The organism is Flavobacterium sp. 102 (assembly GCF_003634615.1).
Taxonomy (GTDB): domain Bacteria; phylum Bacteroidota; class Bacteroidia; order Flavobacteriales; family Flavobacteriaceae; genus Flavobacterium.
In genome coordinates this window covers 2,629,358-2,653,069 of sequence record NZ_RBKX01000001.1, presented here as the reverse complement: position 1 = coordinate 2,653,069, position 23,712 = coordinate 2,629,358, and the positions used below count along the sequence as shown (strand labels likewise).

General features: G+C 34.5%; 27 protein-coding genes. 8 read left to right on the top strand and 19 right to left on the bottom strand.

Annotation, left to right across the window (positions count from 1 at the left end; translation table 11 throughout):
- Positions 1 to 31 precede the first annotated feature (31 nt).
- The 10 genes from C8C84_RS11515 to C8C84_RS11470 form a co-directional block, all read right to left on the bottom strand.
- Entirely contained in the window at positions 32 to 1,678 is a 1,647-nt protein-coding gene (locus C8C84_RS11515) for a PAS domain-containing protein (protein ID WP_158592568.1), read from the bottom strand.
- Positions 1,679 to 1,922: 244 nt separating this feature from the next.
- Positions 1,923 to 2,696: a TerC family protein gene (locus C8C84_RS11510; protein WP_121313785.1), complete on the bottom strand. Its 774-nt coding sequence runs from the start codon at positions 2,694 to 2,696 to the stop codon at positions 1,923 to 1,925.
- 34 nt (positions 2,697 to 2,730) lie between these two features.
- Positions 2,731 to 3,102, bottom strand: a complete 372-nt coding sequence (locus tag C8C84_RS11505) for a DNA topoisomerase IV (RefSeq protein ID WP_121313784.1) — start codon at positions 3,100 to 3,102, stop codon at positions 2,731 to 2,733.
- 105 nt (positions 3,103 to 3,207) lie between these two features.
- On the bottom strand, positions 3,208 to 3,789 hold the full coding sequence (locus C8C84_RS11500) for a DUF1572 family protein (protein WP_370453644.1): 582 nt from the start codon (positions 3,787 to 3,789) through the stop codon (positions 3,208 to 3,210).
- A complete protein-coding gene (locus C8C84_RS11495) occupies positions 3,779 to 4,006 on the bottom strand; it encodes a DUF6095 family protein (RefSeq protein WP_121313783.1) in 228 nt (75 codons plus the stop codon). Before C8C84_RS11495 ends, C8C84_RS11500 begins: the two co-directional genes overlap by 11 nt.
- A gap of 3 nt (positions 4,007 to 4,009) precedes the next feature.
- A complete protein-coding gene (locus C8C84_RS11490) occupies positions 4,010 to 4,477 on the bottom strand; it encodes a hypothetical protein (RefSeq protein ID WP_121313782.1) in 468 nt (155 codons plus the stop codon).
- 13 nt (positions 4,478 to 4,490) lie between these two features.
- Positions 4,491 to 5,177 carry a hypothetical protein gene (locus C8C84_RS11485; RefSeq protein ID WP_121313781.1) on the bottom strand — a complete coding sequence of 229 codons (687 nt, stop codon included), beginning with the start codon at positions 5,175 to 5,177 and terminating at the stop codon, positions 4,491 to 4,493.
- A gap of 1 nt (position 5,178) precedes the next feature.
- Complete coding sequence (gene murQ / locus C8C84_RS11480) at positions 5,179 to 5,991, bottom strand: N-acetylmuramic acid 6-phosphate etherase (protein ID WP_121313780.1); 813 nt, start codon at positions 5,989 to 5,991, stop codon at positions 5,179 to 5,181.
- A 53-nt stretch (positions 5,992 to 6,044) separates the two neighbouring features.
- Positions 6,045 to 6,713 carry a ZIP family metal transporter gene (locus C8C84_RS11475; protein WP_121315050.1) on the bottom strand — a complete coding sequence of 223 codons (669 nt, stop codon included), beginning with the start codon at positions 6,711 to 6,713 and terminating at the stop codon, positions 6,045 to 6,047.
- Between the two features lie 61 nt (positions 6,714 to 6,774).
- Positions 6,775 to 7,518: a bifunctional 2-polyprenyl-6-hydroxyphenol methylase/3-demethylubiquinol 3-O-methyltransferase UbiG gene (locus C8C84_RS11470; RefSeq protein WP_121313779.1), complete on the bottom strand. Its 744-nt coding sequence runs from the start codon at positions 7,516 to 7,518 to the stop codon at positions 6,775 to 6,777.
- A gap of 147 nt (positions 7,519 to 7,665) precedes the next feature.
- Between C8C84_RS11470 and C8C84_RS11465 the strand changes: the two genes are divergently transcribed.
- On the top strand, positions 7,666 to 8,835 hold the full coding sequence (locus C8C84_RS11465) for a class I SAM-dependent RNA methyltransferase (protein ID WP_121313778.1): 1,170 nt from the start codon (positions 7,666 to 7,668) through the stop codon (positions 8,833 to 8,835).
- On the opposite strand, the gene C8C84_RS11460 is transcribed toward C8C84_RS11465, so the two are convergent.
- The 5 genes from C8C84_RS11460 to C8C84_RS11440 all read right to left on the bottom strand — a co-directional run bounded on the left by C8C84_RS11460 (position 8,836) and on the right by C8C84_RS11440 (position 12,321).
- A complete protein-coding gene (locus C8C84_RS11460; protein ID WP_121313777.1) occupies positions 8,836 to 9,084 on the bottom strand; it encodes a redox-active disulfide protein 2 in 249 nt (82 codons plus the stop codon). It lies immediately after the preceding gene.
- A gap of 37 nt (positions 9,085 to 9,121) precedes the next feature.
- The gene (locus C8C84_RS11455) at positions 9,122 to 10,633 is read right to left on the bottom strand and encodes a TlpA family protein disulfide reductase (protein WP_121313776.1); all 1,512 of its coding nucleotides are present in this window, start codon (positions 10,631 to 10,633) and stop codon (positions 9,122 to 9,124) included.
- A 143-nt stretch (positions 10,634 to 10,776) separates the two neighbouring features.
- Positions 10,777 to 11,130: a hypothetical protein gene (locus C8C84_RS11450; protein ID WP_121313775.1), complete on the bottom strand. Its 354-nt coding sequence runs from the start codon at positions 11,128 to 11,130 to the stop codon at positions 10,777 to 10,779.
- 159 nt (positions 11,131 to 11,289) lie between these two features.
- Complete coding sequence (locus C8C84_RS11445; RefSeq protein WP_121313774.1) at positions 11,290 to 12,033, bottom strand: NYN domain-containing protein; 744 nt, start codon at positions 12,031 to 12,033, stop codon at positions 11,290 to 11,292.
- A 72-nt stretch (positions 12,034 to 12,105) separates the two neighbouring features.
- Positions 12,106 to 12,321, bottom strand: coding sequence for a hypothetical protein (locus C8C84_RS11440; protein ID WP_121313773.1), 216 nt, complete (start codon positions 12,319 to 12,321; stop codon positions 12,106 to 12,108).
- A 117-nt stretch (positions 12,322 to 12,438) separates the two neighbouring features.
- Here C8C84_RS11440 and C8C84_RS11435 point away from each other — a divergent pair, with 117 nt between their 5' ends.
- Complete coding sequence (locus C8C84_RS11435; RefSeq protein ID WP_121313772.1) at positions 12,439 to 12,669, top strand: hypothetical protein; 231 nt, start codon at positions 12,439 to 12,441, stop codon at positions 12,667 to 12,669.
- On the opposite strand, the gene C8C84_RS11430 is transcribed toward C8C84_RS11435, so the two are convergent.
- Genes C8C84_RS11430 through rlmD form a run of 3 tightly spaced genes read right to left on the bottom strand, consistent with a single transcriptional unit; the run spans position 12,670 to position 15,363 of the window.
- A complete protein-coding gene (locus C8C84_RS11430) occupies positions 12,670 to 13,437 on the bottom strand; it encodes a DUF6048 family protein (RefSeq protein ID WP_121313771.1) in 768 nt (255 codons plus the stop codon). It lies immediately after the preceding gene.
- Positions 13,409 to 13,909 (bottom strand): DUF6452 family protein, encoded by a 501-nt coding sequence (locus tag C8C84_RS11425; protein ID WP_121313770.1) that lies wholly within the window; start codon positions 13,907 to 13,909, stop codon positions 13,409 to 13,411. Before C8C84_RS11425 ends, C8C84_RS11430 begins: the two co-directional genes overlap by 29 nt.
- 41 nt (positions 13,910 to 13,950) lie before the next feature.
- Positions 13,951 to 15,363: a 23S rRNA (uracil(1939)-C(5))-methyltransferase RlmD gene (gene rlmD / locus C8C84_RS11420; RefSeq protein WP_121313769.1), complete on the bottom strand. Its 1,413-nt coding sequence runs from the start codon at positions 15,361 to 15,363 to the stop codon at positions 13,951 to 13,953.
- Between the two features lie 152 nt (positions 15,364 to 15,515).
- Here rlmD and C8C84_RS11415 point away from each other — a divergent pair, with 152 nt between their 5' ends.
- The gene (locus C8C84_RS11415; RefSeq protein ID WP_121313768.1) at positions 15,516 to 16,145 is read left to right on the top strand and encodes a transposase; all 630 of its coding nucleotides are present in this window, start codon (positions 15,516 to 15,518) and stop codon (positions 16,143 to 16,145) included.
- Positions 16,146 to 16,166: 21 nt separating this feature from the next.
- Here C8C84_RS11415 and C8C84_RS17290 read toward each other — a convergent pair whose 3' ends face one another.
- Entirely contained in the window at positions 16,167 to 16,265 is a 99-nt protein-coding gene (locus C8C84_RS17290) for a pentapeptide repeat-containing protein (protein ID WP_370453655.1), read from the bottom strand.
- Positions 16,266 to 17,043: 778 nt separating this feature from the next.
- Here C8C84_RS17290 and C8C84_RS11405 point away from each other — a divergent pair.
- From C8C84_RS11405 to rocD, 5 genes are all read left to right on the top strand, one after another.
- Positions 17,044 to 17,505 carry a hypothetical protein gene (locus C8C84_RS11405; protein WP_121313766.1) on the top strand — a complete coding sequence of 154 codons (462 nt, stop codon included), beginning with the start codon at positions 17,044 to 17,046 and terminating at the stop codon, positions 17,503 to 17,505.
- A gap of 490 nt (positions 17,506 to 17,995) precedes the next feature.
- Positions 17,996 to 21,004 (top strand): leucine-rich repeat domain-containing protein, encoded by a 3,009-nt coding sequence (locus C8C84_RS11400; protein WP_158592567.1) that lies wholly within the window; start codon positions 17,996 to 17,998, stop codon positions 21,002 to 21,004.
- A gap of 1 nt (position 21,005) precedes the next feature.
- Complete coding sequence (locus C8C84_RS11395) at positions 21,006 to 21,551, top strand: DUF1697 domain-containing protein (RefSeq protein WP_121315049.1); 546 nt, start codon at positions 21,006 to 21,008, stop codon at positions 21,549 to 21,551.
- A gap of 67 nt (positions 21,552 to 21,618) precedes the next feature.
- Positions 21,619 to 22,320: a DUF1003 domain-containing protein gene (locus tag C8C84_RS11390; RefSeq protein WP_121313764.1), complete on the top strand. Its 702-nt coding sequence runs from the start codon at positions 21,619 to 21,621 to the stop codon at positions 22,318 to 22,320.
- A 140-nt stretch (positions 22,321 to 22,460) separates the two neighbouring features.
- Positions 22,461 to 23,705, top strand: coding sequence for an ornithine--oxo-acid transaminase (rocD, locus tag C8C84_RS11385; RefSeq protein WP_121313763.1), 1,245 nt, complete (start codon positions 22,461 to 22,463; stop codon positions 23,703 to 23,705).
- The last annotated feature ends 7 nt before the right edge of the window (positions 23,706 to 23,712 follow it).

Below are 23,712 nucleotides of genomic sequence, written 5' to 3'. Positions count from 1 at the left end.
CGGGTTTCTGTAAATTTCCGGTGGTTGTGATTTATTCAATGTTATTGGTTTCGGCAGATTTTTTGACGATATCACGTATGATATCATCCAGTTTATTGGCCGATTCACTAATATAATCAATAAGATTTTCATCGTTTATACCTAAGCTTTTATTGTCTTTCATAAGATTAATGAGACCTAAAATATTTGCAAGTGGAGCTCTTGCCATATGTGATTGAGTCCATGAAATGTCTTTTAATACCTTATTTTGCATTTCAATCTTACGCATTCTTTCTAAAGTATCAGTTAAATCAATCATAGCACCTAATACTCTGGTCACTTTGCCGTTAATGTCTCTTATTAAAACACTCCGGTGCTGTACGTAAGCAACATCTCTGTTGGCTTTTAAAAATCTGAATTCGGCATTAAAATTCTGTTTTGTAGGATCTTTTAAAGCTCTGTTTAAATCACTTAATACTTTTTTTCTGTCTTCTGGATGTATGTTACTTGACCATAAACGATTATCCGTTTTGCTTAGGTCATAGCCTAGTAAGGAGTGAAAACCATCACCCCAAAAAACAGTTTTACTGTCAATATCCCAATCAATAATGGCTTCAATGGTAGCTTTCGTCAACAATTTAAAACGTTCGTTGCTTTCCCATATTTCTTGTTCGTGTAGTTTTCTTTTGGTAATATCTACAGCAATACCTTCTAGTTTAATAGGGACATTATTATGATTCTTTATTAAATGTATTCGCTCCAATATCCATTTTATTTTGCCTGAATCGGTAATAATTCTCTGCTCACTTTCTATAATGTTTTTTTCGTCAAAATTGGAAAATGTTTGGGTGTTGAATTTCAATCGTTCATCCGGATGAAAGCGATTTACTATCGCCTCTAAAGTCAATTCAAACGTTTTGGGATCAGTTTCAAAAATCCTGTGCATTTCGTCAGACCATTGGATTTCTGACTTCACTAAATCATTTGTCCAATAACCTAAACTGGCAATTTCACTTGCAATTTGTAATCTCGAATTTGACTCTGTCAGTTTCTTTTGGGTATTCATTTCTGCTGTGATATCTACAGCAGAAGCTAGTCTTAATTTTTTTCCATTAAAAGCAACAAAACAAGTTTTTACTTTAACTTGAATAATTTCCCCATTTTTTTTTCGATGTCTTACAATGGTCGAAAGTGAACTGTTAGTTTTCAAAGAAAGAGCAAGCATTTCTTCTAATAAAAGTATATCTTCTTTAGGACGAATATCTTTTAATGTCATTGACATGTATTCCTCTTGCGAAAAACCATAATGACTGCAAGCAGCTTCATTCACAAGTATAAAATGAAGAGTTTCTGTGTCAAAAAGCCACATTGGTAAAGGGCTGTGATTAAATAAAGAAATATATTCTTCCTTCGATTGTATCGATTGTTCATCGGACAGTTGTTTTATATCGATGATTTCTTGATAATAGCTTGATATTTTATCAATATTTCTTTTGACCAATATATAAAGTAGTATTGCAGTAATGAGAATAAAAGCCAGTCCTTTTATAGTTTGAAGTTTGGAGAGTAAATTAATATTAGGAATCAGTAGTTCTAAGAAGTAATCAGAGGCGAAGATATATACAGCACTAACAATTGTATAAAAAAGGACAATTTTGAAAGAAGAGAATTTTTGTAAGATCATTATTCTTTTTTCCATACCCATGCCTAATAAATTTTATATTTTAACAATCTCAACTATCGTAAAAGTAATCTTTTTTTGATTAAAAAAAGATGATAATTATCATTTAACAACTGTTGAGGAGCATAGAAATGACAGAATGTAGGATAAAATCTAAAAAAAGAAGAAGCTGCGGACAATTTGTATTGAAATAAAAAAAGACTCAGATGCTACAAAAAAACTCCCTATCAATAGGGAGCTTATACTTTTGATATTTTCACTATTAGTGTTTCTTTTTGCGCATTTTCATATTGATGAATTCTACAGCCAATGAGAATGCAATGGCAAAATACAAATAGCCTTTTGGAACTACACCAACATGCTGTCCTACTAAAGAAGCATTAGATAAATGCATACTTTCGGTGATTAACATAAAACCAATTAAGATTAAGAAGGCTAAACCAAGAACCTGTATGGATGGATTGGCGTTCACAAAATTGCCAACCGGGACAGCGAATAAAAGCATAACGCCCACAGAAATCACAACAGCAGTAACCATAATGTATATTGCGCCTTCAACACCATTGGTCATTCCAACTGCGGTTAAAATACTGTCTACCGAAAAGATTAAATCGATTAATAGAATTTGGACAATTACACTGCTAAATGATTTCGCAGCTGAAGTTTTTAAGTCTTTTTCTTCTTCACCTTTGTGGTCAACCTTTTCGTGAATTTCTTTAGTACTTTTGTAAATTAAGAATATACCACCAAGCAAAAGAATAATGGCTTGACCGGTGAAACTAGCGCTAAACCAACCCCAATCAATACTAAACCAAGGAGCTTTCATAGCGATTAATAATGTAATTCCGAATAGCAATCCGATACGCATAAACATGGCTAAAAACAAACCAATTCTTGTGGCTCTTTTGCGTTTTTCCTGAGGAAGTTTTCCGGTTACGATTGAGATGAAGATAATGTTGTCAATTCCGAGAACAATTTCTAAAAAAGTTAAAGTCAAAAGTGCTACCCAAGCATCGGGATTTAAAAATACTTCCATGTTTGTAAATTAAGTTTGTATCGGTTAAACGCGTTTATTTCAATTTTGTTACAGTGCCGCGTTGTTTTTGCGCATCGCCTACAAAAGAATAGTCAAAGGTATAGGTATTGTCTTTAGTAAACAAAATTTTCATGCTGATTGCTTTCTTTTCATTCATGGTTTTCGGATGTAATTTTTGCAACACAAATTCACAGTCATTTACCCAACGCACAGAAGCGGTATCGGTTTTTCCGTTAAAGGTTTCTATTTGAAGTGTTTCGGTACGTGTGAAAGTTGAGGTGACCTTTTTTCCATTGATTTCTTGAGAGAATTCAAAAGTGCCGGTTTTAAAATCTTGGCAGTTACGCTCTTTTTCTGAGCAAGCAATCACGGTTAAAGCGAGTAGGAGTAGTGATGTTTTTTTCATGGGTTAAGGTGCTAAGTGTATTAGGTGCTAAGGTACTAAGTTGCTATGTTGTTAGTTTTGAGTTTAGTTTTTCTCAGAACCTCAGAGACTTAGTGCCTTATAACCTTAACGTTTTAATTTATTCAATTCATCATCCGTAAAGTTCTTTATGCTTTTGTCTTTAGAAAACTTCTCTGCATTGTAACTATTGGATTTATTTTTTGGAATGGAAAGCGAATTCCATTCTTCTTTTTTGAGCATTTTGGCATAAAAAACAATTTGACCAATGTGATAAGGATAATGCGCCAACTGACGGTTAATCGCTTCCACAACCGTATGACCTTCGTTGCGAATATAGATAATGGTTTCTAATTGTTCAGCGGTTAACGAATTTATCGCATTGAACAAACAATCCCAGCCTCTGTTCCACAATTTCATCAGTTCCGCTTTGTCATTTTCAAGAAAATAGGAATCAAATTCTGCGTCACGATTACGCCATTCTTTTTCTCCATCGGTAGTTAAAAAATCTGTCCAACGTGACAACATATTTCCGGAAAGGTGTTTTACAATTATTGCTATCGAATTGGTGTCGTCATTCACCGAAATGAATAATTGCTCAGGTTCAAGTTGTTCCATCGCTTTTTCACCTAACATTTTATAATAGAGAAATTGCTTTTGAACACTTTCTAAATAGGAGTTATTTTTCATGATCAAACAAAGCGTCAGTAAGCGTTTTTATTCCTTTAAACATAAAATAGACTGCGGTTAAGCAAAGGACAATTCCAATGGCTAAAACCAACCAATGCCAAGTGTTTTGTTTGTTGATGAAGGCATTGTAAATGACACTCGGACCAATAAACATCAAAGGTAAAGCATAAAGCATGTATTTAATTCCTTTATCGAGTAGTGTTTTGTTGACTGACATATTTTAGAATTTTAATTGTAATCCAAAACCGTTTTGATTCGAAACCGCATTGAGTTCTATGGAGTTATTGGTTGCGCCTAATTTTAATTCTTTGTGTTCCGAATTGTAAATTTCAATCGCTTCTTTATATCGTTTTTTTCTTCCTGAAAGTATCGGCACAGAAACGGCAATCGAACCCAATCCGGCATAAGTTAGTGCTGAAGGATAATCTTTATCAGAAAACAAACCAATGGCCAAATCACCAACGGTTAGCCCAATCCCTAATCCTAATAAAAATCCACCCAAAGCTTCTTTTGATTTGGCTTGTTTGTAAAGTGCTGCCGCTTTAACATTGGTAGCAAATAAATTTCGAGCTTCGCGACTGTCAATTCGGTTTCCGCCGAGATAAAATTTGCCTTTCTCTAAACTCATTTGTTGAGAATAGGAAAGTATGGAGAAGAATAATATGGCTATGGTTATGATTTTTTTCATGGTTATATATTTTTTACAATTTTGTCCAATTAGTAAGTAATTTTTTATCCGAAGATAGTTTGCCAGCCACTCGGTATTTTGATTTTATTAATAAAGTCGATTCGATGAATTTTTCTTTGACCACTTTAAACGGATGTGCGCCACTAGAATGAATAAAGTAATTCCCATCATCCGATAAATATAAAAAACCGGTGTGATTGTCTAAACCAACCACATAAATGCCATTGCCTTTTTCTTTTAAAGTTTTTTCAAATTCCTGAATGCTTTTATTCGAAAACCGATAAATATTATCTTCTGAAACCAACTTCTTAATCATTTCCTCTGAAGCGCATTGTGCCAATTTTACTCGGTTGATGGCAACTCCTAAGTCTCTCAGAGTCGTTGTCACAAAATAACCGCAAGCAATATTACCTTCATTTGGCTTTTGACTGGTACCATTAAAATCCCAATTGGTTCCGTACCAATAAGGAAATATTTTATTGGTCAGTTGGTTGGTGAATGATTTTCCAATTTCAGAAGTACTTTTTCCATTCAATTGGCTTCTGATTTGTTTGATGCTATCGAGCGTTTTGGGATAATCATCAGGATCAAGTTCCGATTTATATTCGACTACCGAAGTTCTAACCGAGTTGCGATAAGCATAAATGCCAATTGCCGAGGCAAAAATTAAAAAGAAAACTATTTTAATTGCTTTCTTCATCCTAACTTTGATAAGCTTCCACAGCTTTTCTAACGCTCCCGTGTTTTTCCAATAAAGCCGAAGCTTCTTCATAACTCACCAGAATTTCACCCATAATCATTCGAACGCCACGGTCAACGAGTTTTACGTTGCTCAATTGCATATCGACCATTTTGTTCCCTTTTACGCGGCCTAATTGAATCATCGTTGTCGTAGAAATCATATTTAAGACTAACTTCTGTGCGGTTCCGGCTTTCATGCGAGAACTTCCGGTAACGAACTCCGGACCAACAACCACAACAATAGGAAATTGCGCTGTTAACGCTAACGGACTTCCTTCGTTACAAGTAATACATCCTGTTATAATGTTATTTTCATGGCATTTTTCTAAACCACCAATTACGTATGGCGTAGTTCCCGAAGCAGCGATGCCGATTACGACGTCATTTTCGGTTATGTTTTCGGCAAGCAAATCTTTCCAAGCTTGGGATGCGTCATCTTCAGCAAATTCGACCGCTTTGCGAATGGCTTTGTCACCGCCAGCAATAATTCCGTTGACTAAATCAAAAGGAACGCCGAATGTTGGCGGACATTCCGAAGCATCAACAATGCCTAAACGTCCTGAAGTTCCGGCACCAATGTAGAACAATCTGCCGCCGAGTTTCATTTTGGCTACAATTTGAGAAACCAAAGTTTCAATTTGAGGCAAAGCTTTTTCCACAGCCAGAGGCACGGTTTTGTCTTCGTTATTGATATTGGCTAACAAGTCGCGAACCGACATTTGTTCGAGACTTTCGTATTGTGAAGATTGTTCGGTGGTTTTGGTGAAGGACATTTTTGTGTTGATAAGGTTCTGAGTCGCTAAGTTACTAAGTTTCGTTCAGATTTTTAAACAAAACATGCTAACAAAATTCCCAAAATAATCATCGAAATCTTAGCAATGTTAAACTTGTGTCCTTCGCTACTTTCAAAGATAATCGTTGACGAAATATGGAATAGAATTCCTATTACAATAGCTGTGATTTCGGTGTAATATTGTGTGATTGTTGGCGCTGAATCGGAAACAAAAGTTCCTAAAGGAGTCATTACGGCAAACGAAAGCATAAAGACAAACAACACTTTTTTGTTCAATTCGGCATTTAAGAAAAAGGTTGTCAAGATTATCGCGATAGGCAAGTGGTGAATTGCAATTCCGAAGGCTAAATCATGGTGATGTCCAACCGGAAAGCCTTCTAAAAAAGCATGAATACACAAACTGATAAACAACAACCAAGGCATTTGCTTGATTTTGTCGTGACCATGAACGTGACCGTGTTCGGCGCCTTTGGAAAAGAACTCTAAAATGATTTGGAACAAAATCCCAACCATGATAAAAATCCCAACGCTATGATTGTGACTTTCGTATACTTCCGGTAACAAATCCATTACGGTTAGCGATAGTAAAAACGAACCGCTAAACGCCAATAACAGTTTAAGATTGTTCTTCTTTTTGGGTTTAATAATCAATGCAATTGCATAGCCGAAAAGAACTGATAGTAAAGGAAGTATGTAATTCATTTTGTTGTAAGTTATAGGTTCTAAGTTCATCCTATTGCTTAAAGCTTATTGCCTATAGCGTTTACTTAAATATCATTATTAATCTTTCGCTAGTATTCTTGTGGAATTTTTTCAATTTATAATCTCCAAAAGTATCCAATAAGTAAATTCCGGCTTGGTCCATCATGCGCTGGAAATCTTCCAAAGTATAAGCTTTTACCTTTTCTTCAAAGTGAAATTGTTCACCATCGGCTTCAAAATCAATTTCCTTGATGATAAAATGGTTAACATGACTGCGTTTGATGTGAAAAGTAATGCCATCGACTTCCTTAGTTTCTTCCGGAATTAAGTTTTCTAAAACCGTGTAAACATTCATGAAATCAATTACGGCAAAACCATATTCGGACAAACTTTCTTTGATAGCCACTAAAGTTTTTAAATTGTCTTCCTCGCTTTCAAAATAACCAAAGCTGGTAAACAAGTTAAAAATAGCATCATACTTCTCTTCAAAAGGCACGCGTTTGTCATGCACGACAAAGTGCAAAGTTTCATTGGCATTTTTATTGGCTTCAGTAATGCTGTTTTCGGATAAATCGGCACCAATTACGTCGTAACCCAATTGGTTTAAATAAATGGAATGACGGCCTTTACCGCAAGCTAAATCAAGAACTTTTGCTTTTTCGGGTAAATTTAAATAATGGGTAAGATTGTCCATAAAGATTTGCGCTTCACGGTAGTTTCGATCTTTGTATAAAATGTGGTAATAAGGTGTATCAAACCAGGAAGCGTACCAATTTTCGGATTTACAATTTGTAGTATCTGACATTTATTCTTTTCAAATGAATTCTTCACCCGCAAAATTAGTGTATTTTTGCCGAACTTATGACTGTATTGAGCATTGATATTGTCATTGAAATAGATATTGACCCTTCGACTCCCGAAGCTTCGGGACAGGGTGACACAAGAATAAATTATGGAGAATTTTAAAATGGTAGCCAAAACCTTTTTTGGTTTTGAAGAAATATTGGTCAAAGAATTACAACAATTAGGCGCTCAAGAGGTTGAAATCGGGACGCGTGCTGTGAGTTTTAAAGGCGACAAAGGGTTTATGTACAAAGCCAATTTGTCGTTGCGCACTGCGTTAAAAATTCTCAAACCAATTTACTATTTCCGTGCTACGAATGATCAGAATTTGTACAAAGGCATTCAAGGGATTGATTGGAGTAAATACATGAACGCCAACCAAACTTTTGTGATTGATACTACGATTCACTCGGATAATTTTAAGCACTCTCAGTTTGTTTCGCAAAAGGCCAAAGATGCTATTGTAGATCAATTTCGGGATAAAACAGGTCAACGTCCAAGTGTGGACAAAGATTTCCCGGATTTAAGAATCAATATCCATATCGACCGTGACCAATGTTCTGTAGCGCTGGATACTTCGGGCGCTTCTTTGCATCACAGAGGTTACAGAACGGCTACGAATATCGCTCCGATAAACGAGGTTTTAGCAGCCGGAATGTTGTTATTATCAGGTTGGGACGGAAGTTCTGATTTTTTGGATCCAATGTGTGGTTCAGGAACGATTTTGGCGGAAGCCGCAATGATAGCGTGTAATATCCCGGCGAACATCAACCGAAAAGAATTTGCTTTCGAGAAATGGAACGATTGGGACAACGATTTGTTTGATCAAATTATAGATGCGTTGATGAAACGCACCAAAGAATTCCACCACAATATCATTGGTTACGACAAAGCGCCAAGTGCTGTTCAAAAGGCGAAAGACAATATTCTTAATGCCAATTTGGATGAATACATCACCATCAGTCAGGCGAATTTCTTTGATACCAAAAAAGAAACGGTCGGACCATTGCATATGGTTTTCAATCCGCCATATGGAGAACGTTTGGATATTGAATTGGAACGTTTTTACCGTGAATTAGGCGATACTTTGAAGAACAATTATCCGAATACCAATGCCTGGTTTATTACCGGTAATTTAGAAGCTTTGAAGTTTGTCGGACTACGTCCTTCACGCAAAATCAAACTTTTCAATGGAAGTTTAGAAGCGCGTTTGGTAAAATACGAAATGTACGAAGGCAGCAAGCGAACTAAATTTCAGCAGCATACTGAAGAAGAATAATTAACCGTTTCTTTTGGCAATTTCTTCTTTTATTTTTTTCAGATTGGTAAAGTTTAAAATTACCAAGGGAAGAAAAGCAATGGGAATAATAACAAAAACATTAAAACCTTGCTTGATAGTCAGATAGGCACCAGCGGCAAATTGAACTATTAAAACACCCAATAAAAAATTTGTAGCCATTTTGGTTGTTTTGGCTCTTTTTTCAAGCTCCTCGGTAGTTAAAGTGGAAAGTTCCGGTTCTTTTTTCATGCTTTCAGGTTTTTGTTTCAGTTATGCTTGGTTTGCCCTATAGTCTCGGGTCGGTTTCAATTGCTTTAATAATGGTTTTTACATTCGCGGCATCGATTCTTTTGGCTTTAATCACTTTGTTTTTATCCAAAACATAAATCACCGGAGTAGAGTAGACGTCATATTTTTCGATGGCATTGTTATAATGGGCGCCGTCGTACAAATTTATAAACGGCAGCTTGTTATCGGCTATGTATTTTAAGTATTTTTCACCTTCATGTAGCGTATAAACACTATACACTTTGACATCTTTCTTCTCTTGAAGCAATTCTTCGTAAGCTTTAACCAACACCGGAATTTCTTTTTGGCAATGTCCACAATCTACATCCCAAAAAACGAGTATCGTGTATTCGGCTTTGACCTCGCTTAGCTTGACAAACATTTTATTGACTTCGTTGACGTTTTTATAGAAGACTTTGGTCATTTCGTCACTGTTTTTGGCATCTTCAAACCCCATTGCTTTAAACTTCGGAAAATCTTCGGCTCGAATCATTGACAAATCAGGAGCTTTGGCGCCAACGAGTAATGGTTTCAGTTTATCAGCGCGTTTGATGATTCTTTGCACAACATCGGCATCATCGTAAATGCCGTTGGCATTACCTGTTTTGAAATACTTGTCTGAAATATGGACAAACACTTTGTCAAATCCCATTATTTTTGAAGTTTCATAGGTATAAGTGAAGTGCGCCAAAAGTAATTTGTACATCAAACTTTCGGGTTTTGTTTTTAAAAGCATGCGATCAATTTCAACGCTAACCGAATCCGGATGCGTTATTATTACCTTGTCAAAATAGGTTTTCAATTTGCTGAATAAAAACGGGTTGCGCATCATGGCATCGTCTTTGAAATCTACGTTTCGCCAAAAGTTCTCTTTGTAGTATTTGTAAACAGCGATGCTATCCGGTCTGCTGTTTGAGGCATTGGGTACATTTTTCAACTCTTTTTCCGTCTTCAAGTTAATTACATCGGCGATGTAACTTCCTTTGTGTTGGGCAATGAAATTTTCTTCGTAGTCAACAATACTTTGTTCCAATGCTTTTTGTTTTTTGGTTAAAGCCAAAGAATCATTTTTAGTCGCTAAAACAGTTTTTTGTTTGTACTCGAAAAAGGTTCTGTTTTGGTCGCCTAAGAATTTCAGGTATTTAAAAAAATCATTTTCTCTAGCTGAATTAACGGCTGTTAAGTCTTTATTTAAATTGGCACCCATTTCACTTTTGAGTTCCAGTTTTTGTGTCTCATCATCAATAAAGAAGTCGAAGAGTATGGTTTTTTGTTGGCTTACCAATGAATAAATTCCTTTGTCTAATTTGTCTTTGCCTTTAAAAACGATTCGTCCGTTTTTAATAGTGGTACAAGTATCTTTGATTAAAGTTTTATCGAATCTATAGAAAGTAAGATAAGCCAGCGTGTCATTACAATTTTTTAAATCGATTGTAATTTCATATCCCTTTTGGGCATTAGCATAAAAAGAAGCATAACAAAAAATAAATACAGCTAATAATTTCTTCATATACAAACTCTTTTGTTTTTTTGAATTCCAAAAATAATCTATTTTTTAAATAAAAAACATACAGATTTTTAAAGTTTCCTTAAAAAACAAAAACACCCAAAGCTTGAGTGTTTTTTATTAGTTGTATCGTTGGTTATGTAGCATTAAAATTCATCAAAAATGACGATGCCTTTTTTTTCCAAGTTGGTTTTTATCAGTAATTCCGATAAGTTATATTGCGATGATAAATCACGAATAGAAATTCCGGAGAAAAATAATTCTACTAAAGTATCTAATATGATGGGATTGATGCTTTCGTCTTCTTTGTGATATCCGTTAAGACCTACAAAAGCTTTTTTTGTTTGATGAAGCGCGTCAATGATTGCGTCAATATCATCACTAGGAAATTCTAGGGTGTTAATTTCTTTGCTGTTTTGAGAAAGTTGCTTCAGGACTACAGTTTTTTCAATCTTTTTCTCATTCTTTAGGTCGATACTGTAATTATAGACATTGTTCATGATAGGGGAAGTTTAAGTTTGTGTAAATTTGGGTACCACAAAAATAACAAATCCGTTTGAAAAGAAATGTTAATTAACAAAAACATACCGACTAATACCTGATTATTAGGTTTTTATTGTAGGAAAAGTAAAATTAAACCGACGAACGACAACGTGCTTTTATTTCAATCTTACTAAAGGATGATTTAAACCGTTGACTTCATTTTTGACTACTTGGTATTTTTCGATACTTTCAAAAAGTTTGGTGAGGTTTCTAAAACCATAAGTTCTGGAGTCAAAGCTTGGGTCAATTTTTCTTAAATTGGTTCCAACATGCGAAATGTAAGCTTCATCTTCTTCATTAGTTGAAATTTCAAATGCTTTGTCAATGATAGATAAATTGACTTTGCTTTGAGGAATTGTTTCTTTTGGAGAAGCTTCTTTGGTGTTTGTTTTGGCTTTGGCTTTCGGTTGCTTTTCAATTGGTGGTGCCAAATTCTCGCTGAACGTAAAGATTTCACAAGACTGGACGAAAGCACTTGGCGTTTTCTTTTGCCCAATACCCATGACGAAAAGGCCTTCTTCGCGAATTCTTTTGGCCAAACCGGTATAATCACTATCGCTTGAAACAATACAGAATCCATCAATATTTTTTCCGTGTAAAATATCCATCGCATCAATAATCATCGAACTGTCGGTTGAGTTTTTTCCCGTGGTGTAGGCAAATTTCTGTACCGGACTTATAGAATACTGGTTGATGATTTCTTTCCAACCATTCATTTGTGATTGTGTCCAATCGCCATAAATTCTGCGAATGGTGGCTTTACCATATTTAGAAACTTCTTCGAGTATTTCTTTGATTAATTTGGGTTGCGCGTTGTCGCCGTCAATTAATACGGCTATATTGAATTTGGTATTTTCCATTTTGATATGGTCTATTGTTGGTTTTTGTTGATTAAAAGTAGTCTTTTAAAATCAATATGGTTTTTAATGCTGTTATCTTTTAGTATTGTGCGTTTCTATATGGTGTTGTAATTGAGACTTTAAAGTTTCGAGATACTGTTCGAGTTCAGTAGTATGAACCCTTTCTGAAGTTGTTTCACACAACGACAAAGGTGTTTCGCTAAGGTATTTATACAATTCAGGATATTTGGTTTCTATTTCAGTTGTTAAGCGAATGATGTCTTGCATGAGCTGGTTTAATGTTTTCATAGTTCCCAATAATTAAGTAATAAATCCGTTTGTAAATTAAGTTTCTATAAAAATACTAATTTTAATGGATTTGGCCATTTGAATAATTCAGTATCTTTGGCACACAAAACAAACAACATGACCAGCAAAACAAAAGCACTATTGTGGAATCTTATCGGTTTCGCAGCAATTTTTATAATAGTTCGTATTTTACTCGGACTTTATTCAGGTTTAACGGGTTTTTGGCTACCAATTACTTCCTTTGTAGTAGGTACTATTTTGGCACCCAAATTCCAAGCCGTTAAGACCAGAGACGGCGAAAAGATTTTTATGAAATGGTTATTTATAAAAGGAATAAAGCAGTTCTAATTATTTCTTTTTATCAGTAGCTTTCGCTTTTTCTTCTGCTTTGGCTTTTGCCTTGACTGTTGATTTGTACAACGGTATAAAATAAGAAACCGTATAGTTAAATCCTACGCCAAAATCTCCGTTATACGTTCGGTTAAAACCCGGAATGTATAGATTTTCAAAGTTACTCGGTTGTTTTTGAGTCACCATTCGGTTCAATCTAAAACTGAAACCCACGAATATATTATTGACTACTTCAACTTTCAGTCCGGCGACAACTTCAATCCATTGTGCAGATAATCCTTTGAATTCTTCATTTGGAAAAACCGTTGGTGGTTCTCCAAAATATTGGTTATTGGGATCGTAAATTTCATAACTGTTTAAGGTTTGGCTAAAACTGCTCACGCCATAACGCAATCCAACGGAAATAATATTTTCCATATCGAGCCAATTTTGATAACTGTTGTAATCAAAACCTACTTTGATATAAGTTCCTTTGGTGGTAAAATTTACTTGGGTGTCATCAACCGTTTTGTCTTCGTTTCCAATTTCTGCAGCCAGATAATGCTTGCGCGTCAAACGATAATCACCAACGATTTCTAAACCACGATAGTCTTTTTCGTAAAACGAACGGGTAAGTTTGAATAAATCTACGCCTAGTCGCAAACCATAACGCTCCATTTTTGGTGGAATACTGTCTTTTTTGGCGGTGACCTTCTCTTGTGCATTGCTCGTCAATGAAAGCAATACCAAGGCGATACTAAAAGTAAATTTTGATATGGACGTCATTTTCGGTTTCAATGTTAGAGGTTTGTATGCTATGGTTTAGGATCCAAGGTGAATCCAGTGCTTCAGAATCTGTTGGGATAAATCCATTACTGTTGTTTAATTTAAAAATGGTTTTGTAACCACAAGCTCTGGAAACAAATACATTTTCACGGGTGTAATTAAATTCAAGATAGTCATCATTGGGTAAACCCGGAATTGTACTGGTGCTGTTTAAAACCAAACTGTATTTGGTCATGTCGGCTGTATTCTTTAAAGGCAATTCGATAACACTAACACCGCTAAAGATTTTTAAGGAATCCGTTCGACCTACTTCAGTGACTTCAAGATTCGTAACATTCTTCAAATTAGCCGGATTGGCATCATCATAGAATTCGATAATTAATCTGGGCGTGGTTTCATCCACACAAATATCATCTTTCTCACAACCCGAGAATGAAATGGCAAGTAATAAGAGGGCAAGTATTTTTTTCATAGCAGCAAATCGTAATTCGTAATTACTAATTCGTAATTCTTTTATCTTCTTTCCAAAAGTACAACATTTTCCACGTGATGTGTCTGCGGAAACATATCTACCGGACGAACACGTGTTACTTTGTATTTTTCGTCCATTAAAGCCAAGTCGCGCGCTTGTGTAGCCGAATTACAACTAACATAAACCACTTTATCCGGAGCGATTTTCAGAATTTGTTCTACGACGTCTTTGTGCATGCCGTCTCTTGGCGGATCGGTAATAATCACATCCGGTTGGCCGTGTTGGGCGATGAAGTCATCGTTGAATACGTTTTTCATGTCGCCAACATAGAACTCACAATTGTTAATGCTATTGCGCTTGGCGTTTTCTTTGGCATCAAAAATAGCTTCGGGAACGGCTTCAACGCCAATTACTTTCTTCGCTTGTTTGGAAACAAATTGCGCAATAGTTCCGGTTCCGGTGTATAAATCGTAAACCACTTCATTACCGGTTAAACCTGCAAATTCTCTGGTGATTTTATATAATTCGTAGGCTTGGTCGGAATTGGTTTGGTAAAACGATTTCGCATTGATACTAAAGTGCAAACCTTCCATTTCTTCCAAAATATAATCTCTGCCTTTAAACAGTTTAATGTCTTGGTCATACAAAGTATCGTTGGCTTTGCCGTTAATCACATATTGTAGCGACGTAATTTGTGGAAACGTGGCATGAATGTGATTCATCAACAATTCGCGCTGCGTTTTGTCTTCTTTGTAAAATTGAATCAGTACCATAATTTCTCCGGTTGAAGCAGTGCGAATCATCAACGTACGCAACAAACCTTCATGACTACGCGCGTTGAAAAACTCTAAATTATTTTCGGTAGCAAAACGCTTGATTTCATTGCGAATCGCATTCGATGGATCTTCTTGTAAATGACATTTCTCAATGTCTAAAATTTTGTCCCACATGCGTGGAATATGAAAACCTAAAGCATTTTTGTTGTCAAATTCCACTCCGGATTGAATCTCGGCATCGGTCATCCAACGCGTGTCAGAAAACCCGAATTCCATTTTGTTGCGATAGAAGAATTGCTTTTCCGAGCCTAATATCGGCTCAAAATCAGGTAATTCAATTTTACCAATGCGTTTCAGGTTATTGAAAACTTCTTGGTTTTTGTAAAACAATTGTTTGTCATAATTCATATTCTGCCATTTGCAACCGCCGCAAGAACCAAAGTGCTGGCAAACCGGTTCAACTCTGTCAGTAGAATACTCGTGAAATTTAATGGCTTTGCCTTCAAAATAGGCTTTGCGTTTTTTAAGCGTTTGCACATCTACCACATCGCCGGGAACGACATTGGGTATAAAAATGATTTGACCTTCAGGCGCTTTAGCAATGGATACGCCTTTGGCACCGGCATCTAAAACGGTTATATTTTCAAAAATGACTTTGTTTGTTTGTTTTCTTCCCATGGGGCAAAAATAAACTATTGGGGAAAACTTGGATGGGATTTAAGAAAAAATTATTTATTCGATATTTATGTGTAGAGACGCGATTAATCGCGTCTCTACAATTGCACCATATCAAAATACATATTTGTAATATTTTTATTATTTTTGATACAATGAAAAGATTCAATAATAAATATAGAATTCCATCAGCTAGGTTACCAAACTATGATTATTCAAGTAATGGTGATTATTTTATTACAATCTGTACAGCTGGTAAAATGCAATATTTTGGTAAGATAGAGGCAGAGAATGTGACATTATCTGAAATGGGATTGATTGTAGAAAGATTAATACCGAATATAGCAGTTCAATTTCAAGATATTAGGATAGTTGAGTATATTATAATGCCGGACCATATTCATTTCATTATAAAAATCCAAAAAGCAATAATTTCAGATGATGACGTAGAGACGCGATTAATTTTTACCGATTACGATGACGTAGAGACGCGATTAATTTTTACCGGTTACGATGACGTAGAGACGCGATTAATCGCGTCTCTACAACCCGAATCAATTGACAAAGGCGGAATTACCGGAAATAATAATCCAATGTTTAAAAATGGTATTCCAAAAATTATTCGTTGGTTTAAAGGCAGAGCAACATTCGAATTGCGTAAAATAAATCCTGAATTTGCATGGCAATCAAGGTATTATGACAGAATTATTAGAAATAAAAATGAATATTTTGCAGTGATACAATATATTAAATCAAATCCTGAAAAATGGAATCGTGATTTATAAATTCGTCCGTAGAGACGCGATTTATCGCGTCTCTGTCAATCGCGTCTCTGACAATCGCGTCTCTGACAATCGCGTCTCTGACAATCGCGTCTCTGACAATCGCGTCTCTGTCAATCGCATCTCTGTCAATCGCGTCAACGGCACATTCATTTGCTTTGATTGTAGATTGTTAATTGTAAACGTATTGTATTGAGACGCGGTAAATGACGTCTCTACGGAATGCCCATTTAATTTATGTAAATTATTGAGGGATTGTATTGAGACGCGATAAAACGCGTTTACGTTATAGCCATTTAATTTATGTTAATTATTGAGGGATTGTATTGAGATGGGATAAATCGCGTTTCTATAAAACGCGTTTACGTTATAGCCATTTAATTTATGCTAATTATTGACGGATTGTATTGAGACGCGATAAATCGCGTTTCTATAAAACGCGTTTACGTTATAGCCATTTAATTTATGTAAATTATTGAGGGATTGTATTGAGATGCAATAAATCGCGTTTCTATAAAACGCGTTTACGTTATAGCCATTTAATTTATGCTAATTATTGACGGATTGTATTGAGACGCGATAAATCGCGTTTCTATAAAACGCGTTTATGTTATAGCCATTTAATTTATGCTAATTATTGACGGATTGTATTGAGACGCGATAAATCGCGTTTCTATAAAACGCGTTTATGTTATAGCCATTTAATTTATGTTAATTATTGACGGATTGTATTGAGACGCGATAAATCGCGTCTCTACGAAAAAAATATTTAATTTATTAATTATCAAGCTGTTAAATTCTTGTTAAACATTCATAGTCCAAATACTACAAGTAAAATTCCTGCGTTTTACATATCAAGTGCACTCTAATTACCAATGTTTAACTCTTAAATTTATTTAAAATGGCAAGACAAAATTTAATCTCAGCCGAAGTAGCAGACAACGTAGTGAGTACTGCTATAGCCAATATTAATGACACAATAGTATCTTTACCTTTTTTAATTAACCTTTCTGCTGAAGACAGAAAGAAATTCCGAAAAATGGGTCCTAAAAGTGTTGACTATGTGAATGACAACCTCACGGGAGCCAATCAATTTTCTAACAGTTTACCCGGAGACTTTCCGATAGATGAATTTGCGAAAGATGTTACCTTAATTAATAAACTCTATCCCATTTTAGTAGCTTCACAAGCTCTGACAGAAGGGTTGAGTGATACCATTTTAGCTTTAGGTTCTGATGCTATGAAAGAAGGAGATGAAGTATATAGCTTTCTTAAAATAGCGGCTAAAACCGATGCCAATGCTAAGGAACTAGTACAGCAAATTGGTAGGCGATTCAAAGGACAAGGACGACGATCCGCTTAGTAAATGTATAATCTTAATAAACCAGCTCCATCGAGCTGGTTTTTTTTGCTCTAAATGTTATAACCGGTTTCCATCCGAAGGGAATTAATTCACTGAAAAAGAGAACAATATTCCTTCCCAAGAAAACGCATTCCCTTAAATTGGATTGTAGAGACGCGATTAATCGAGTCTTTACAGCATTCATGGAAACCAATTCCCTAAATAGGAAAACCAAATCCCTGGTGAAGACAATTAATGTCCTTATTTAGAGCAATAGTTCTGCAAAATAGGGATGTAGAGACGCGATTAATCGCGTCTCTACAAATCGTACAAATCGCGTCTCCACAGATTGTGTCTCCACAGATCATTTATTATAGATATTTAATTGGCTTTTGGTCATGCATTTGTGTGTAGAGACGCGATTAATCGCGTCTCTACGGTGAATCAACACACGATAGATATTTTAACAGTTGTTGTAGGAAATTATTATATTTGGGGAAATATGATTTTTATGAAGCCAGAAAGTGTTTTAAAGCTACAGAATAAGTTAGGCATTGAATTATTTGATATTAAACAAAGAAAATCTTTTAATGTTTGGAATAAGTATTACACTTTTGAAACTAACGCTGAAAATGAAATTACAGGTTTAGATTTAAGCGAATTAATAATTGAAGATTTTAATTTTTTAGAAGAATTTAGAAAGATTGCTTATTTAAATTTAAGCAGTTGTAAGATTCGAAATTTATCATTCCTTAAAAAAACAAAAAGTATAATTGTTTTAAATATTAGTAACAATCTCATTGAGGATTTAGCACCAATTATAGATTTAGAATATTTAATTGAATTAGACGTAACTCAAAACCATATTGCGAATTTTGATATTCTCAAAGAACTAAAACATTTAGAGATCCTAAAATTCGGCAAAAATCCTTGTCTTGATATTTCCTTTTTAAAAGATATAAAAAATTTAAAAAGTCTAGATATTAGTTATGTTAGTAGTTATAATTATAAGCCCAATTTCAATTTTTTACTTCACTTTTCACATCTTGAAGAATTAACCTTAATGTTTAATGACCTTGAAGATATTTCATTTTTAAAGAACTTAGAAAATTTAAAGAGATTGAATCTAACACATAATAAAGTTTTAGATATTTCTGTTTTAAGTGAGTTAAAATCTCTCGAGAAATTATGGCTACAGGATAATAAGATTAATGATGTTTCACCATTGAGAAGTTTGATTAAATTAAATTATTTAGATATCTCTATAAATCAGATTGTTGACATTTCACATCTAAAAGACTTGTCATTATTGACTAGATTGAAAATTAATAATAATAATGTTTCCGATATAACTGATATCTTAAAATTAGATAATTTAAAGAAAGTTGATTTACAGGGAAATAAAAAAATTGAAATTGATTTTGCTCCAACTATAGTAGAAGCTGGTTGGGAAGCCATAAAACAATATGCTGAAGACTCTAAAGAAAAAGTTCCGTTTAAGAATATTAAAGTTCTCTTATTAGGAAATTCAAACATGGGTAAAACAAGTCTTTTACGTTACTTTGCTAGAAGTGTTTTGTTAACGGATAGTCAGACTACACACGGTATCGAATATAAGCAACTAAAATTAAATAACATTGACTTTCATTTTTGGGACTTTGGTGGACAGGAATATTTTCATGCAACGCATAAACTCTTTTTTAGTCCAAATGCCTTAAATATTGTTTTATGGGGAAAAGATATAGCAAGAAATAATGATAAAGTTGAAAACCAATTTTATGATTTAAATTATTGGTTAAGAACTGTTGAACAGTTGAATCTTAAATCAGTAAAGGAAGAAGTGATAATTCTTGAAAACAAAATAGACCTTAATAATCCTCCAAATACAGTATCTAGTCTAAATCAATTTGAACTTGCGAGTAAATTTCAAACTTTGAACTTAAACTATTCGAGTATTAGCTTATTAACTTCACAAAGAATAGAAAGTTTTAAAGAACTATTTTTTGAATTAGCGGAGACAATAATTTCAAAATTTAATTATCCTTCTTTTTATGATGTATTCTGGAAGAGAATTCAAGAAATGAATAAAGATTTTGTAATTATTGATGAGATAAATAACAGACCTCACAAAGATAATGTTACTGCGGCTATGAAAGTATTTCATAATATGGGAATGTTACTTTATTTTTCTGAACTTATACCCGATAAAATCTTTTGTAAACCGCAAGTATTACTAGATTTACTATATGAGAAAGTACTAAGTAAGGAAAAAAAAGATAGATTGACAAAAGCAGAAATTGAAAAATCTATTAATGCCAATTCTTTGCAATTAAGTATAGAAGATGTTATTTTATTATTAAAAAAATTCAACTTAGTTTTTGAAATAGCTGAAGAAAAAAACACATATTTTATTCCCCAATATTTAAAAGATAAGAGTCCATACATCATTGATTTTCAAGAGCAGATATTTAATCGTTGTAATATTAAAATTATAGCTGACAATTATTTGATGAGTATTGCGATGCTAAAAATATTTTCAAAGTACGGGAATTACGTTAGTAGAGAACAAAAAGAATATAGGTTTTGGAGAAATGGCATTATTATTAAAAAAGATGATTCAATTTTAATGATACAATTTATAAGAGAGACACAAACAATAGAACTGTTTCCAGACAAAGAGAATAAAAATATTGAGTTACAAAAAGAAATAGTAGATTTTATTTTAGATTTACCAGAAGATATTTCTTCTCCTAAAAGAAATTTTGATAATCATAGAAGTAAAAGATGGATTGATGTAATGGATGAAAATGATGTCGATTATTCACCTCATTTTTCAGAACGAATTCAAGAATATGAAGGATATCTGCAAGAGTTTGAGGCTAGAAATTGGGATAATAGATATAGATGGGAGTCAAATTTCTTTAATGTTCAAGTGAGTATTGATGGGGAATTTTTTATTGAATGGAAAGAGTTAAAGAAGAATGAAGATTTATCAGAAATAAATTTTATAAATGAGAATGGGCAAAATAAAAAAAACAAAGACATAGAATATTGTCATTTAATTGATAAGAAAATACTAATGGATAAAGAGAAAAAAGCGGATAATTCAGTGATTTATAATTTTAATGCTCCAGTTAATGCTGGGATTATTGGTAGTGAAAATAAGATAGAAACTCAAAATGTTAATCCAATTAAAGAAGAAAAAGAACATTTGAAAATAGGATTGAGTGAAGTTGAAAAAAAAGCAGTAAAAAGCTGGAAAAATAGGTCAAACTTCATATTTGCAATTTCTCTGCTTTTAACAGCGTCCATTATTAGTATATATGTCAATGAAAATACCTTTATAATGAATAATGATGATTGGGATAAATTTAAAGACGGAGAATGGTTTAAATGGATAGGTTTGGTTTTAGCATTTATATGGAATGCTCTAATTGGAAAAATGTGGTATGAGAGAAATTTTGATCCTTCAAAAGAGAATTCCTTTATTGACTTACATAGAAAAAAGAAAATTAATTAATATGAAAACCCACTTAGCCCTTCTCCGCGGCATCAACGTCTCCGGTCACAAAATGATTAATATGGTCGCTTTGAAAAAAGCACTCGAAGGCATTGGGTTTACCAATGTCGTGACCTATATCCAATCGGGGAATGTGTTTGTCGATACCGAAGAAGAAAGTCCGGGGAAAGTTGGTTTCCTCATCAAGCAGGAAATTTTCAAAGAGTTCGGACACGATGTTCCGGTGATTGTCATTGGCAAAGAAGATTTACAAGCGTGTTTGGATAGAAATTTATTCCTTAATGAAGATGGAGTCGATTTAAAAAAATTGTATGTGTCGTTTATCTCTTCCGAATTGCCGGAGAATATGATTACCCAACTCAATTTAAACTTCATCAAACCCGATGAAATCCAGCTCGACGGCAAAAGAATTTACCTGAAATATGACGTTTCTCCCGCCAAAACCCGTTTGGATAACAAATGGATAGAGAAAAGCATGAATGTGGTTTCTACGACGCGAAATTGGAATACCGTTAATAAATTGTTGGAAATGTTTAATGGAGTTTAACATTGTTTAAATTTGTTGGAAGGAATAAAAACTATTGAAACCTTTAAACTAATTTTAAACCAAATAAATGAGTTCAAAACCCACTTTTAAAAGCGTAATTTCCGGTGCTGAGTTTCCCAATAGTGAAAGAGTTTGGGTAAAATCTATTCGGACTTCAATCTTCGATTTAATCAAAAATGACCATCCTGATTTTACTAGCGAAGGTTGCATTGCCAGCAGTGAACTCAATGTGTACAGAGAAAAATACATTGCTAAATTTTTGCAATCGGAAGTAGGTGAATTATCAGATTTGCAGAAAAATGTAATCAAATCATTAACAGCTGATAAGTCCTTTGTGTCTAAAGTTCAAGACGAACCTGACAATCGTACTTTTGGTCAATTGATAGCCGATAAAGTAGCCGATTTTGGCGGAAGCTGGACGTTTATCATTTCGTTCTTTATCTTTATTCTGATTTGGATTGGCTCCAATGTTTACATTTTATTGAATAAAGGTTTTGATCCTTATCCGTTTATTTTATTGAACTTGATTTTGTCATGTTTGGCGGCCTTGCAAGCACCGGTGATTATGATGAGCCAAAACCGTCAGGAAGAAAAAGACCGCGACCGCGCCAAGAAAGACTATATGATTAATCTAAAATCAGAACTCGAAATCAGAATGCTCGATGAGAAAGTAGACCATTTAATCATGCACCAACAACAAGAGTTAATCGAAATTCAGAAAGTGCAGATTGAGATGATGAATGATATCTTAGAAAAAATCAAGAAGTAGTTGAGTTGTTTGGTGAAAATCTAAGAAGTCTAACTTTCTAATAATCTAAGAAGTCTAACAATCTTTTTATACTTTTGCTTTATGGATGATTTCTCTCCAAAAGAAGGAATTGATATTACAGAATTTAAATTACAACAACAATGTCAGTTTTAGAAAAATTAACTTCAGCCGATGCCATTAGCTTAGAAAACAAGTATGGAGCCCACAATTATCATCCGTTACCGGTGGTGCTGAATAGAGGAGAAGGTGTTTATGTTTGGGATGTAGAAGGCAAAAAGTATTATGATTTTCTTTCGGCTTATTCTGCCGTTAACCAAGGTCATTGTCACCCGAAAATTGTGGGTGCCATGATGGAACAAGCACAAACTTTAACTTTGACTTCGCGTGCTTTTTACAACGACAAATTAGGCGTTTACGAAGAATTCATTACCAAGTATTTTGGTTTTGATAAAGTATTACCCATGAATACCGGTGCCGAAGCAGTGGAAACCGCTTTGAAATTGTGTAGAAAATGGGCTTACGAGAAAAAAGGAATTCCAGAAAATGAAGCGCAAATCATTGTTTGCGACGGTAACTTCCACGGAAGAACTACGACGATTATTTCATTCTCTAACGATGAAAATGCACGCAAAAACTTCGGACCATACACGGCCGGATTTATCAAAATAGCTTATGACGATATAGAGGCTTTGGAAAAAGCGATTACGTCATCTAAGAATATTGCCGGTTTTCTAGTTGAACCCATTCAAGGTGAAGCAGGCGTTTACGTACCAAGCGAAGGTTATTTGGCGAAAGCCAAATCTTTGTGCGAAGACCATAATGTTTTGTTCATTGCAGACGAAGTACAAACCGGAATTGCGCGTACCGGAAAATTATTAGCCGTTCACCACGAAAATGTACAACCGGATATTTTGGTTTTAGGCAAAGCCATTTCTGGCGGCGTTTATCCAGTGTCAGCAGTTTTGGCTAATGATGCTATTATGAATGTGATTAAACCGGGACAACACGGTTCAACCTTTGGTGGAAATCCTGTCGCCGCTGCGGTAGCGATTGCCGCTTTAGAAGTAGTGACCGATGAAAAACTGGCCGAAAATGCGGAACGTTTAGGTAAAATTTTCCGTTCGGAACTGGCAAAGTATATCAAAACTTCTTCTATTGCTACATTAGTACGTGGAAAAGGTTTGCTAAATGCTGTAGTGATTAACGACACTGAGGAAAGCGATACGGCTTGGAATATCTGTATGAAATTGGCTGAAAACGGTTTGTTAGCCAAACCAACGCATGGCAATATCATTCGTTTTGCACCACCATTGGTAATGACGGAAGAACAATTGTTAGATTGTGTTGCTATCATTATCAATACTTTAAAACAATTTGAAAAATAGTCAATTA

Coding starts and splice junctions, on each gene's coding strand:
- rocD (WP_121313763.1), top strand. CDS start 22,461: ATGTCAGTTTTAGAAAAATTAACTTCAGCCGATGCCATTAGCTTAGAA.
- C8C84_RS11415 (WP_121313768.1), top strand. CDS start 15,516: ATGAAAAGATTCAATAATAAATATAGAATTCCATCAGCTAGGTTACCA.
- C8C84_RS11400 (WP_158592567.1), top strand. CDS start 17,996: ATGAAGCCAGAAAGTGTTTTAAAGCTACAGAATAAGTTAGGCATTGAA.
- C8C84_RS11485 (WP_121313781.1), bottom strand. CDS start 5,177: ATGAAGAAAGCAATTAAAATAGTTTTCTTTTTAATTTTTGCCTCGGCA.
- C8C84_RS11490 (WP_121313782.1), bottom strand. CDS start 4,477: ATGAAAAAAATCATAACCATAGCCATATTATTCTTCTCCATACTTTCC.
- murQ (WP_121313780.1), bottom strand. CDS start 5,991: ATGTCCTTCACCAAAACCACCGAACAATCTTCACAATACGAAAGTCTC.
- C8C84_RS11460 (WP_121313777.1), bottom strand. CDS start 9,084: ATGAAAAAAGAACCGGAACTTTCCACTTTAACTACCGAGGAGCTTGAA.
- rlmD (WP_121313769.1), bottom strand. CDS start 15,363: ATGGGAAGAAAACAAACAAACAAAGTCATTTTTGAAAATATAACCGTT.
- C8C84_RS11450 (WP_121313775.1), bottom strand. CDS start 11,130: ATGAACAATGTCTATAATTACAGTATCGACCTAAAGAATGAGAAAAAG.
- C8C84_RS11475 (WP_121315050.1), bottom strand. CDS start 6,713: ATGAATTACATACTTCCTTTACTATCAGTTCTTTTCGGCTATGCAATT.
- C8C84_RS11445 (WP_121313774.1), bottom strand. CDS start 12,033: ATGGAAAATACCAAATTCAATATAGCCGTATTAATTGACGGCGACAAC.
- C8C84_RS11505 (WP_121313784.1), bottom strand. CDS start 3,102: ATGAAAAAAACATCACTACTCCTACTCGCTTTAACCGTGATTGCTTGC.
- C8C84_RS11495 (WP_121313783.1), bottom strand. CDS start 4,006: ATGTCAGTCAACAAAACACTACTCGATAAAGGAATTAAATACATGCTT.
- C8C84_RS11395 (WP_121315049.1), top strand. CDS start 21,006: ATGAAAACCCACTTAGCCCTTCTCCGCGGCATCAACGTCTCCGGTCAC.
- C8C84_RS11440 (WP_121313773.1), bottom strand. CDS start 12,321: ATGAAAACATTAAACCAGCTCATGCAAGACATCATTCGCTTAACAACT.
- C8C84_RS11455 (WP_121313776.1), bottom strand. CDS start 10,633: ATGAAGAAATTATTAGCTGTATTTATTTTTTGTTATGCTTCTTTTTAT.
- C8C84_RS11515 (WP_158592568.1), bottom strand. CDS start 1,678: ATGGAAAAAAGAATAATGATCTTACAAAAATTCTCTTCTTTCAAAATT.
- C8C84_RS11405 (WP_121313766.1), top strand. CDS start 17,044: ATGGCAAGACAAAATTTAATCTCAGCCGAAGTAGCAGACAACGTAGTG.
- C8C84_RS11435 (WP_121313772.1), top strand. CDS start 12,439: ATGACCAGCAAAACAAAAGCACTATTGTGGAATCTTATCGGTTTCGCA.
- C8C84_RS11465 (WP_121313778.1), top strand. CDS start 7,666: ATGGAGAATTTTAAAATGGTAGCCAAAACCTTTTTTGGTTTTGAAGAA.
- C8C84_RS11500 (WP_370453644.1), bottom strand. CDS start 3,789: ATGAAAAATAACTCCTATTTAGAAAGTGTTCAAAAGCAATTTCTCTAT.
- C8C84_RS11425 (WP_121313770.1), bottom strand. CDS start 13,909: ATGAAAAAAATACTTGCCCTCTTATTACTTGCCATTTCATTCTCGGGT.
- C8C84_RS11390 (WP_121313764.1), top strand. CDS start 21,619: ATGAGTTCAAAACCCACTTTTAAAAGCGTAATTTCCGGTGCTGAGTTT.
- C8C84_RS11510 (WP_121313785.1), bottom strand. CDS start 2,696: ATGGAAGTATTTTTAAATCCCGATGCTTGGGTAGCACTTTTGACTTTA.
- C8C84_RS17290 (WP_370453655.1), bottom strand. CDS start 16,265: ATGCGATTGACAGAGACGCGATTGTCAGAGACGCGATTGTCAGAGACG.
- C8C84_RS11470 (WP_121313779.1), bottom strand. CDS start 7,518: ATGTCAGATACTACAAATTGTAAATCCGAAAATTGGTACGCTTCCTGG.
- C8C84_RS11430 (WP_121313771.1), bottom strand. CDS start 13,437: ATGACGTCCATATCAAAATTTACTTTTAGTATCGCCTTGGTATTGCTT.